The 10,639-nt window shown below is 48.5% G+C and carries 9 protein-coding genes and 2 pseudogenes; 4 read left to right on the forward strand and 7 right to left on the reverse strand.

The genetic code is table 11. The annotated features are described in order from the left end of the window. Window positions 1–188 precede the first annotated feature (188 nt). Entirely contained in the window at window positions 189–617 is a 429-nt protein-coding gene (locus ACQG1Y_RS25630; protein ID WP_001554382.1) for a GFA family protein, read from the forward strand. A gap of 898 nt (window positions 618–1,515) precedes the next feature. Here the strand turns inward: ACQG1Y_RS25630 and ACQG1Y_RS25635 are convergent. Both ACQG1Y_RS25635 and repE read right to left on the reverse strand, forming a co-directional pair. Next, window positions 1,516–1,988: pseudogene (locus ACQG1Y_RS25635) on the reverse strand (IS1 family transposase); the annotation flags it as partial. 268 nt (window positions 1,989–2,256) lie between these two features. After that, window positions 2,257–3,012, reverse strand: coding sequence for a replication initiation protein RepE (gene repE / locus ACQG1Y_RS25640; protein ID WP_000807690.1), 756 nt, complete (start codon window positions 3,010–3,012; stop codon window positions 2,257–2,259). 533 nt (window positions 3,013–3,545) lie between these two features. Between repE and ACQG1Y_RS25645 the strand changes: the two are divergent. Beyond that, window positions 3,546–4,014 (forward strand): annotated as a pseudogene (locus ACQG1Y_RS25645) (IS1 family transposase). Between the two features lie 10 nt (window positions 4,015–4,024). Here the strand turns inward: ACQG1Y_RS25645 and ACQG1Y_RS25650 are convergent. Both ACQG1Y_RS25650 and stbA read right to left on the reverse strand, forming a co-directional pair. Then, complete coding sequence (locus ACQG1Y_RS25650) at window positions 4,025–4,216, reverse strand: hypothetical protein (RefSeq protein WP_000861580.1); 192 nt, start codon at window positions 4,214–4,216, stop codon at window positions 4,025–4,027. Between the two features lie 8 nt (window positions 4,217–4,224). Beyond that, entirely contained in the window at window positions 4,225–4,611 is a 387-nt protein-coding gene (gene stbA, locus ACQG1Y_RS25655; protein ID WP_001039463.1) for a plasmid stabilization protein StbA, read from the reverse strand. Between the two features lie 534 nt (window positions 4,612–5,145). Between stbA and ACQG1Y_RS25660 the strand changes: the two genes are divergently transcribed. Both ACQG1Y_RS25660 and ACQG1Y_RS25665 read left to right on the forward strand, forming a co-directional pair. Beyond that, the gene (locus ACQG1Y_RS25660; RefSeq protein WP_001142362.1) at window positions 5,146–5,562 is read left to right on the forward strand and encodes a hypothetical protein; all 417 of its coding nucleotides are present in this window, start codon (window positions 5,146–5,148) and stop codon (window positions 5,560–5,562) included. Window position 5,563: 1 nt separating this feature from the next. Beyond that, window positions 5,564–5,731, forward strand: a complete 168-nt coding sequence (locus ACQG1Y_RS25665; RefSeq protein ID WP_230794139.1) for a hypothetical protein — start codon at window positions 5,564–5,566, stop codon at window positions 5,729–5,731. Window positions 5,732–5,776: 45 nt separating this feature from the next. Here the strand turns inward: ACQG1Y_RS25665 and ACQG1Y_RS25670 are convergent, their stop codons facing one another. The 3 genes from ACQG1Y_RS25670 to sopA all read right to left on the reverse strand — a co-directional run bounded on the left by ACQG1Y_RS25670 (window position 5,777) and on the right by sopA (window position 9,889). After that, on the reverse strand, window positions 5,777–6,745 hold the full coding sequence (locus ACQG1Y_RS25670) for an IS5 family transposase (RefSeq protein WP_072206253.1): 969 nt from the start codon (window positions 6,743–6,745) through the stop codon (window positions 5,777–5,779). A 1,006-nt stretch (window positions 6,746–7,751) separates the two neighbouring features. Then, window positions 7,752–8,723: a ParB/RepB/Spo0J family plasmid partition protein gene (locus tag ACQG1Y_RS25675; protein WP_043523096.1), complete on the reverse strand. Its 972-nt coding sequence runs from the start codon at window positions 8,721–8,723 to the stop codon at window positions 7,752–7,754. Continuing rightward, the gene (sopA, locus tag ACQG1Y_RS25680) at window positions 8,723–9,889 is read right to left on the reverse strand and encodes a plasmid-partitioning protein SopA (protein WP_000523812.1); all 1,167 of its coding nucleotides are present in this window, start codon (window positions 9,887–9,889) and stop codon (window positions 8,723–8,725) included. The genes ACQG1Y_RS25675 and sopA overlap by 1 nt, the downstream gene beginning before the upstream one ends. Between the last annotated feature and the right edge of the window lie 750 nt (window positions 9,890–10,639).

A 10,639-nucleotide genomic window follows, 5' to 3' on the forward strand; every position in this document is an offset into this window, starting at 1 on the left:
CCAGGCTGGCATTAAACACAAGGTAACGCTCACTGCAATAAGTGAGCGCAGTCCGTTATGAGCGAAGAGCGGATATTCAGACCGACTGATAGCTGATTTTGAGTTGCCAAAAAGAGCGCTCCTATTCAGTACAAAAAAGATGGTAATGTTTCATAAAATCTCTTAGGCCTTGCAGGAATGGTTTTGAAATGAATGGATCTTGTTTGTGTGGAACAATTGAATTTGAACTTACTCATAAACCAGCAGTGTTTTATCGTTGTCATTGCTCGCTTTGCAGAAAGCAGAGCGGCGTGGGTTACAATCTCGCCACACTAGTCAAAGACAGTGAGTTTCGCTGGATTAAAGGGGAAAACTGCATTGCTTCATGGTCTAAGCCAACGGGGTACCGTACAGATTTTTGCAATGTATGTGGCTCAACTGTGCCTAACAGTCTGCGAGATGTACCTTATGTCTGGGTTCCTGTTGGTTTAATTGACGAACGTCTTGAAATGGAATGTGCAGGAGACTTCTGCACTGATGATGCAATGCCCTGGGATGAAACCCGCTCACCTAGTTGTCACGCTGGACCTGTCGAGTCTCTAGCCTCGCTTTTAAAGTACCTGAAACTCAATTCCTGAGCGTCAGCATTTGGCACAAAGCAGACGTTAAGACTTACAGCATCGGGAAACTTCTGGATGCCGCGTCAGCGGCATGGAGGCGCCAGATGAGGTTACATGTGTCTGTGGAGTCAAATGGCGCCGAAAGCCCGGCGTAGCCGGTTACCGGGCTATAAATTATGCCACCCTACCCCCTGCCCTGATTAGCCTTAACCCGCTAACAGCAATGAAGAAGTCAAAGTAATCCCTTTTAACCCCGGTGAGCGGGCTTTACGGCGTTTACGACGTAAAGGGCGTGATTTCCGGGGCCTTAGCGGCGGCAGCTTGCTGCTGACGCTTAGGGGGATGTTCATCAACTATTTCAGCGACACCAGGGAACTTAACACGGTAGCTGCAAAGCTATACCCGCTAAAAACGTCTCAGATGCCTCTGTACGCGGTCGGAGTGGTCCCGGCAAGGCGACAGCCGTAGTCGGGGCGTATCTCCGCGTTAGCGGGCCGCAGGGCCGCTTACGAGCGTGTACCAGGCAACTGACCGCCGCTCCACCCACAGCGATGAAGAAGAATAGTTACAACACCCATTATTAAAAGCGACACTACTCCCGGCCTTCGGCCGGGGGCGGCGGCGCTTTTCAGTGGTGGGGAGGGGCTCCTGGCCGGCAAACCGGCGCCGGTTTTATGATTAACTTCCTTTTGAATGCTGTAACTAATGTAGTTCTCCGGTCGGGGCCCGTCGCGAAGCGATGGGAGCTCTCTCAGGTGTTGCCGAACCGGCGCGACCGTCAGGTCGCTGCAAGGGCGGGCATTCTCCCGAGCCTGTCCACAGGGCAGGCGATGAACAGGTTATGTGTTTACAGGATTTATTGAAGGATCTTTAAAAGAGATACAGAGCTGGTGTTTAAAAGGAACCACGCGCCCTGAAAGTCCGACGGCAGGCTCAGAAGATGCTCCAGCGTGGCCATAGTACGTTCACCGAAGACGTGTGCAACAACCGTCCTCCGTATCCTGTCATACGCGTAAAACAACCAGCGCTGGCGTGATTTAGCGCCGACGTAACCACACTGTTCATCCATTTCAGAGCAGACAATCACATCACTGCCCGGTTGTATGCGTGAGTTTACCGACTGCGGCCTGAGTTTTTTAAGTGTCGTAAAATCGTGTTGAGGCCAACGCCCATAATGCGTGCACTGGCGCGACATCCGACGCCATTCATGGCCATATCAATAATTTTCTGGTGTGTACCGGGCTGAGAGGCGGTGTAAGTGAACTGTAGCTGCCATGTTTTACGGCAGTGAGAGCAGAGATAGCGCTGATGTCCGGCAGTACTTTTACCGTTACGCACCACGCCTTCAGTAGCTGAGCAGGAGGGACAAGTGATGGAGATGGAAGCCACGGGAGCACCTCAAAAACACCATCATACACTAAATCAGTAAGTTGGCACCATTACCCGGGAAGAGGGAGAAAATCTAGTGTGACAAACTACCCTCAGGATAGGGTGACAAATTGCCCTCAATTCTGGCTCCACTACCGGTTACAGCCAAAAAAACTATGAGTAAGCGCAGGATGCCAGGGAGGGAACAGCAAAACTGTGACAAATCACCCTCAACTTTCCAGATCAAATGTGACGAACCACCCTTAAATCTGTGACAGATAGCCCTCAACTATTCAATCGTCATGGAGGTTATATCACGGAAGGAAAATACGATATGCGTCGTCTGGCGGCCTTTCTTTTTCTCGATGTAAGAAAGGCGCATTGGTGTCCGGCTGTTGATCTCGTCAACACTTGCCTGCAGGAAACGGCGGCGAAAGTCCGGCATACGCTGGTAACTTTGAGGTAGCTGGTAGCGTTCCATGATCCAGTCGATTTTCAGGGACACGACACCTGAGCCATCAGGTTTACGGTACTGGCACAGAGATTCGTATAAACGCATGGCGTACGGATTGGTAATCTCTTTTGTTTCACTGAGCCGGAACTGCGTAAACCGGTTCTGTAACCCGATGAAGAAGGGAATCAGATATGGGTTGATATGTACGCTGTAAAGCCCTCTGGATGGGCTGTGCGCACGTTTAATAAACCAGGGAAAGGATTCATACCCTTTTTCATCGCCGGCATCCTCTTCAGGGCGATAGAAAACCACTTCCTTACCCGCAAAACCTTTTAAAGCCTGTCGTATATCCTTACTGGCTTCAGCGGAGGTCAGCCCGAATGTTTCAGCGTATTTAGCAACGTGAATTTCGCAGATGCCGTCATGTTCCTGCAGGGAGCCGTCGGATTTTCTGATCTGGTCAACGAACAGATACAGCATACGCTTTTGATCCCTGGAGAGACTATATGCCGCCTCAGTCAGCTCGTTAGACTGGACAATCCGCGGGCTATTTTTACGTTTTTTATGGTTTATAACCGCTATTTCCGCCATGACAGGTCCATGCGAAGTGTGACAGACTTTAAGATTGTCACACTTCATAAAACAGAGTCAACAGGGATGGATAACTTTGTGAAAAGCAACGCTTCCTGAGGGCAATTTGTCACAGGGTTAAGGGCAACTTGTCACAGAAATGGCGGCTATTTGAGGGTGATTTGTCACACTGAAAGGGCGTTTTGTCACAGATCCCTCTCTGGAACCCGCATGGATAAAGGCCTGTGGGCATTCTAAAAATAAAAATCTAACAACTATTTAAAAAGATCTTATAAAAATATCCCCGTGGATAAGTGGATAACCCCTATGGGAGGTGATTTTGCAGGCATTGAGCGTATGCAGAATTTATGAGTACTGTTCCATGGTGCTTCCTCGCTCACTCGGGGCTTCGCCCTGTCGCTCGGCTGCGGCGAGCACTGCTGGCTCGATTATATCTGTGGCCAGAAGTTAGACATACAGACTATTCTGTCCAGTTCTGGGTAATGCTACCAACTTGCTGATTTAGTGTATGATGGTGGTTTTGAGGTGCTCCAGTGGCTTCCATCTCCATCACTTGTCCCTCCTGCTCAGCTACTGAAGGCGTGGTGCGTAACGGTAAAAGTACTGCCGGACATCAGCGCTATCTCTGCTCTCACTGCCGTAAAACATGGCAGCTACAGTTCACTTACACCGCCTCTCAGGCCGCAGTCGGTAAACTCACGCATACAACCGGGCAGTGACGTCATTGTTTGCGCGGAAATAGACGAACAGTGGGGTTACGTCGGCGCTAAATCACGCCAGCGCTGGTTGTTTTACGCGTATGACAGGATACGGAGGACGGTTGTGGCGCACGTCTTCGGTGAACGCACTCTGGCCACGCTGGAGCGTCTTCCGGGCCTGCTGTCGGCCTTTGAGGTCGTGGTATGGATGACGGATGACTGGCCGCTTTATGAATCACGCCTGAAGGGAGAACTGCATGACAAAGTCATTGGACATTATCTGAACATAAAACACTACCAGTAAGTTGGAGTCATTACCCCTCAATCAAACGTGAGAAGTCGTCACCTTTAAAACTGGTCACATTTTCAATACCCAGATCGGAAGCAGACTGGTTGATAGTCTCTACCGCATAGAACTTTGCACCAGTCAGCCGCGGGGCTAACAGGTAAGATGAAATTAAGGTTTTACGAACACTGCCACTGTAATTAATTACCGCTACTTTCATAAATCACCTCAGAATTTTTTGTTGAACTTCTTAGGGTCGAAATTCTCACCGATTTTATTGAAGAATTCTTTATCAATAATGCCGGGACTCTCTGCTTTTTCACTTTCCTGCGCTTCAGGCTCAGACGGTTGTGTATTGTGCAATACACTTTCCGCTGCACCCTTCGCGCTACTCTTATCATGTGTATTGTGCAATACATTTTTTCGGTTTTGCCGCGTTCTATACAGTGCCATCTCAAGCCCTTTGGCTGTTACCGAAAAGCTGTATTCGCTGTCGAGGATTTCAGCAATTTCATGCCGCGTTAGCCCTCTGTCCAGCCAGTTCTCGATTTCATTTAGGCGCAATCTGACAGCAGCCGATAAGTTGCGGGGTTTCAGATCTGCTGGTTTATTCATAACCCCCTCCGTTGTATGAAAATGACTCTACAACACTCGTAAGAAGGGGTCAATCGAGTTTTGTAGTTTATCTGTAGTTTTCTTGTAGTCTATTTGTAGTCTGTCACGTTTTTTGTAGTTTCTTTGTAGTTTTATTGTAGTCTATTTGTAGTCTTCCAACGCTAAGGCAAAACGTTTTTTGTAGTTTATCTGTAGTTTTTGGTTGCTCAGATGGTCATGCAAGCATGACCATCAAAGAATAGGACGCTTTTTAGCCAAATGACCCTTAACCTACGGAGATCGCCCTACCAAAAAAAGATGATTTTTTATCCCTTAACCTGCTATACACCTAACGCAGCGTGATAAATCACGCTATCTCACTGATTTAAAAGAAAAAAAACCAAATTTAACCATGCTGCGGTATTACCCAGGTATTACAAATCTAATCTAACTTACTGATTTAAAACATTTTTTATTTATTACTTTGGTAATACTATGATTTCACCGTATTAGACACCCTTTTTTCGTTTAAAAAATGCACAAAGTGAGGACTGAATGCCAACAATAACCGCAAAAGTATCAGATGAACTTTTGGCCTATATAGACCTGGTTTCAGGTGGTAATCGGTCAGAGTATCTGCGGCGCTGCCTTGAAGCTGGCCCAGGTGATCTGGAGTCCGGGTTGAAAATAGTTACCAACCAGCTGAGCGACGTAAATCGCAAACTGGATTACCTTTTTGACCGTGCTTCAGATGCGGATTTTGGCTCACTGCGCGATGAGCTGAAGGCAATAACCGAAACGCTATCTGGCGTAACATTCCCACCGGCAGGACAGATGATGTTGCATGAATCACTCGCTATTGAAACGCTGATCCTCCTACGTTCGATAGCAGAACCGGGTAAAACCAAAGCGGCAAAAGCAGAGGTTGAACGTAACGGCTATAAAGTCTGGGAACCAAAAAAGGAGCGCTGAAATGGACGATAGAGAAAGAGGCTTAGCATTTTTATTTGCAATTACTTTGCCGCCAATAATGGTATGGTTTCTAGTTGCTAAATTTACCTACGGTATTGACGCATCAACGGCTAAATACCTGATACCGTATCTTGTTAAAAACACTTTTTCGCTATGGCGGCTTTGTTGAATAAATCAGATTTCGGGTAAGTCTCCCCCGTAGCGGGTTGTGTTTTCAGGCAATACGCACGCTTTCAGGCATACCTGCTTTCGTCATTTTGTTCAGCGCTCGTACCAGGGCCATAGCCTCCGCAACCTGACCATCGTAGTCACGCAGCGTCAGTGAACCCCCGAACAGCTGTTTTACCCGGTACATCGCCGTTTCCGCTATCGAGCGACGGTTGTAATCTGTTGTCCATTTCCACCGCGCATTACTCCCGGTCATTCGCTGATTAGCCACTGCACGGTTACGGTCTGCATATTCACCGGGCCAGTAACCCGCACCTTTTCGGGGTGGGATAAGCGCGCTGATTTTCTTACGCCGCAGTTCATCGTGACAGAGCCGGGTGTCGTAAGCGCCGTCTGCCGATGCTGCCCTGATTTTTCTGTGAGTCTGCCGGATAAGACCCGGGAAGGCTTCTGAGTCCGTCACATTGTTCAGCGACAGGTCTGCACAGATGATTTCATGTGTGTTGCTGTCAACTGCCAGATGCAACTTTCGCCATATACGACGGCGTTCTTTGCCGTGTTTTTTGACTTTCCATTCGCCTTCACCAAAGACCTTCAGCCCGGTGGAATCAATCACCAGATGCGCGATTTCACCCCGGGTGAACGTTTTGAAACTGACATTAACCGACTTTGCGCGCTTGCTGACACTGGTGTAATCCGGGCAGCGCAACGGAACATTCATCAGTGTAAAAATGGAATCAATAAAACCCTGCGCAGCCCGCAGGGTCAGCCTGAATACGCGTTTAATGACCAGCACAGTCGTGATGGCAAGGTCAGAATAGCGCTGAGGTCTGCCTCGTGAAGAAGGTGTTGCTGACTCATACCAGGTCTGAATAGCTTCATCATCCAGCCAGAAAGTTATGGAGCCACGGTTGATGAGGGCTTTATTGTAGGTGGGCCAGTTGGTGATTTTGAACTTTTGCTTTGCCACGGAACGGTCTGCGTTGTCGGGAAGATGCGTGATCTGATCCTTCAACTCAGCAAAAGTTCGATTTATTCAACAAAGCCGGATAGAAATGGAAACCTTTGACAAGGTATGTGGTGATAAAAGGGGCCTCCTTACCGTCACCCAAAAACAAAACGGTATGTTTATGCGCTGTGATGATTCCCCCGGTTTTTTTTCATGGTTCAGCGGCGTTTACAAAGTCAATTAATCAGATAACGTGTTGCACTTTCAATATGTTACCCACATGGTTATCCCCCGTTACTGTGGATAATCAATATATTGTGTCTCTGGCAGCTGCTTTTCCTACCATATGTTGTCATATGTTGTCCCTGCCCGTTCTATTTTGTGATCGGACAGTGTGAAAAACGACATCACAGTGGAGACGCTGCTGACGGGATGATGTTCATCCAGGGTCGTAAGATCGGCCGGTACTGGTTACCCGCCGGACGAAGGGCCGGCCAACGCGCAGCGTCGGTAGCTGGCTTTAAAAATGCTGGCGGAAATTTAAAGATGAAGCCGCATACTCTGCGAAATTTTGCAAATTTCACTCAACATGCTTCGTTCAGATCCCAGCAGAGCTTTCACCATCGCCTGTAACAGCCGTCCTGCTGCGTGATTACTCCGCTCAACGGGTTGCTGGCGACAAGCCAATACTTGTTCGTGACAGGCATTGATTGAACCGTTGTCCCTAACTAATAATGTGCCGACGATGCAGGTGGGACCGTGGTCCCAGGCAGATAACCTGACCGGCGATACAGGTGGGACCGTGGTCCCAGGCAGATAACCTGACCGGCTATGCAGATGGGATCGTGGTCCCAGGCAGATAACCTGACCGGCGATACAGGTGGGACCGTGGTCCCAGGCAGATAACCTGACCGACGACGCAGGTGGGACCGTGGTCCCAAGGAGATAACCTGAGCGGCGATACAGATGGGACCGTGGTCCCAGAGAGAATATTCAGGCCAGTTATGTTTTCTGGCCTGTGAGAAAGGAAATGAAGTAAAGGGAGATCACCGTAGACTAAAGCGTGTCCGCATCAGACTCCTGGTTTCTCAAGCTCCCTAAGAATGGCTTCTATTTTCTCTATACACTCCGCAGGAATGCGGGACCTATCCAGGTTAAGCACCATTTTATCGCCCTTATACAATGCTGTTGCCCCTGGAGCAAACTGATGACGTGAGCTCAGATTAACTCTTGATGCGGGAGATTGTTTCAGTACGGATGTTAAAAGACTAATGACCTCTTCAGCTTCAAAGATTAGTCCCGCTTTCTTCTGATCGTGGAGAGTCTCAGCCTGCTGCTTCAGTAATTCTTCTTTATCTGCAAAAGCCTTCTGAAGGGCTTCACCTGACCGGGCAGACAGTTCTCCAGGATGTGCAAACAGGGCAACAACGGATTTAGGCAGTTTGGCCGTATTGATACAGCGGGTAATGATCTTACGAGAGATGTTTTCCGCATCGGCAAGCGCAGAAATATTTCCTGCAAACTCATTCTGCAGCCGGCTTGTATAACGCAGGCCACGTTCATAAGCACTCGTCGGCCGATAATCGTTACCCAGTCGGGACAATGCAGCCATCTGCTCATCGTCCAGTTCACCAACCAGAACGCGATAATCACTTTCCGTCAGGATTGCGGCTTTACGGCGACGGCTGCCGTCTGCAATTTCTATGACATCAGAAACCCGGCGGCCGAAAGCTGGAGTCTGCTGACCGGTCAGTAAAAATGAAGGAATGAGATCATCCAGAGCATCTTCGGTAAGTAATTCCTGATCGCGCTCATTGCCTGACCATACGCGTGAAGCACTCTCAACAGAGTCTCCCCGGAGCACCTCAAGGGTAAATTTTACTTCCCGTCCACATACCGGAAGAGAGATAGCATTACCGCGGGCCATAGCACCCACGCGCGCAATTAATGAATCCACCATCGGCGCGGCCGGCGCCGGTGATGAAGTATCTTCTGTCGATTGAGTATGTGTGGTATGTCTTGGAATGACAGGGGCACGCTTCATTATCTAATCTCCCAGCGTGGTTTAATCAGACGATCAAAAATCTCATTGCAAACAGGCTCCCAGATAGAGAGGGCATTACGCCAGGCACCGGTTGAAGAACGTTGATCAATAGCCTGTTCAAAAACGGTTCTCATACGGATCTGACCTTTACCGACTTCATCCGTTTCGCGCACAACATTTTTAAGGACCATGCTTCCCCATGCATCCCGAATTTGTTCTTCCATCCACGGGGACTGCGAGCCGTTATTATTACTGTATTTGGTAAGCAGAATACGGACATCTGGCTCGAAGCCTTTAAGATCCACGTTCTTAAGCAGGTCACGAAGCATATCGAAAAACTGCAGTGCGGAGGTGTAGTCGAACAGCTCTGCCGGAGTAGGGACAATCAGTACATCAGCAGCGCATACAACATTTATCGTACCGATACCAAGGTTGGGTGCGCTGTCGATAACAATCACGTCATAATCATGAGCGACAGTTTCAATGGCCAGACGGAGCATCAGGTGAGGGTCAGCAGGTAATTTGCCTTCGTCAAATTTCCCCATCAGCTCGGTTTCAATGCGGTGCAGTGCCAGACAGGACGGGATGATATCAAGGCCAGGCCAGCAGGTGGGCTTTATAGCGTAGCTGGCGTCATCCTTTTCCCCAAGATAAAAGGGCAGGAGAGTGTCCTCAGCATGAATATGAAGATCGGGCACCCATCCGTGATACATAGAAGCCGTTCCCTGTGGGTCATTGCCTTCAACAAGCAGAACACGGAGTCCTTTCAGAGCAAGATCCTGAGCCAGGTGTACGGATACTGAGGTTTTATAAACGCCACCTTTGTGAGCAGCAACGCCAATCACCGGCGGAAATGCATCTTCAGCACGGCGCAGCCGTGTACCAAATACATCCCGCATGTGATTGATTTGCTCGATGGTATAACCAACACGTTGCTCAACTCTCCCACGGGTTTCCATATCAGGGTGAGGCAGCCGGCCAGCTTTCTCGGCATCCCTGATAGCCTGAGATGACACGCCAACTAAATCTGCTGCTTCACCAATCCTCCAGCGCCGGGTTATTTTCCGAGCTTCCGGACTGTCATCATTAAACTGCGCAATGGCGATTGCTTTCGTCATTTCATGACCAGCACTTATGCACTGGTTGAGTGTATCCATGAGTCCCATACTGAACATCCTTTAATCATCACTTTGCATTATTTTATTAAATCTTGGAATTTATTGCAAAGCAACAATAAAATCGCAAAGTGCACGAAAAAGTGCAAAGTGAACCGCATTGGGTGATGCAAAGAACGCAGAGGATTACAAAAGAGTACATACCGCAGTCAATATTAATCACAGCCGCTCGCCGCAGTAAGCGATCTCACGGAGTGAGAAAGCGGCGAGGAAGCGGAAAATCACAGAATTCACAGATTGCACGTACGTCGTGTTGCTTAAGATGGTTCGGGATCAGCCAGTTATAATGAAATTGACTGCGATATGTAATATATTGACTGTGGCATGATGCTTACTGTATCTGTGTCGAGAACGAGGAAAGACGACTCAGCATACCGCAGTCAATGTTTCATTGTTGTACCTGTAGATCTCAATCTTCCAGAGCGTATTCAGGAAAATCAGGCCAGGGTTCTGGATACCTGGTGGGCGCTTCCTGCCTTGTATCTGAGTTATTCATGGTCTCGATCCAATAATTGATCCCAAAGAGATCATAGTGAGATCCAAAAGAGATCCCCGGATCGCTCCAGCATGCGCTGTAACTGGCTTTAACGTCTGTCTGGATCGACTGCGGAATGTAAAATGTTGACTATTATATGCATAATCTAATACTGTGATATGCAACGGTATTTACTGAGGTATGTATATCCGTTGACTGCGATACGTATTACTACATCCTTTTGTGGATAATCGTTGAGGATCAAG

The organism is Enterobacter cloacae complex sp. 397G4, assembly GCF_050031515.1.
In the GTDB taxonomy this organism is placed as follows: Bacteria; Pseudomonadota; Gammaproteobacteria; order Enterobacterales; family Enterobacteriaceae; genus Enterobacter; species Enterobacter hormaechei_C.

Coding starts and splice junctions, on each gene's coding strand:
- ACQG1Y_RS25630 (WP_001554382.1), top strand. CDS start 189: ATGAATGGATCTTGTTTGTGTGGAACAATTGAATTTGAACTTACTCAT.
- ACQG1Y_RS25675 (WP_043523096.1), bottom strand. CDS start 8,723: ATGAAGCGTGCCCCTGTCATTCCAAGACATACCACACATACTCAATCG.
- repE (WP_000807690.1), bottom strand. CDS start 3,012: ATGGCGGAAATAGCGGTTATAAACCATAAAAAACGTAAAAATAGCCCG.
- ACQG1Y_RS25650 (WP_000861580.1), bottom strand. CDS start 4,216: ATGAAAGTAGCGGTAATTAATTACAGTGGCAGTGTTCGTAAAACCTTA.
- ACQG1Y_RS25665 (WP_230794139.1), top strand. CDS start 5,564: ATGGACGATAGAGAAAGAGGCTTAGCATTTTTATTTGCAATTACTTTG.
- sopA (WP_000523812.1), bottom strand. CDS start 9,889: ATGGGACTCATGGATACACTCAACCAGTGCATAAGTGCTGGTCATGAA.
- stbA (WP_001039463.1), bottom strand. CDS start 4,611: ATGAATAAACCAGCAGATCTGAAACCCCGCAACTTATCGGCTGCTGTC.
- ACQG1Y_RS25660 (WP_001142362.1), top strand. CDS start 5,146: ATGCCAACAATAACCGCAAAAGTATCAGATGAACTTTTGGCCTATATA.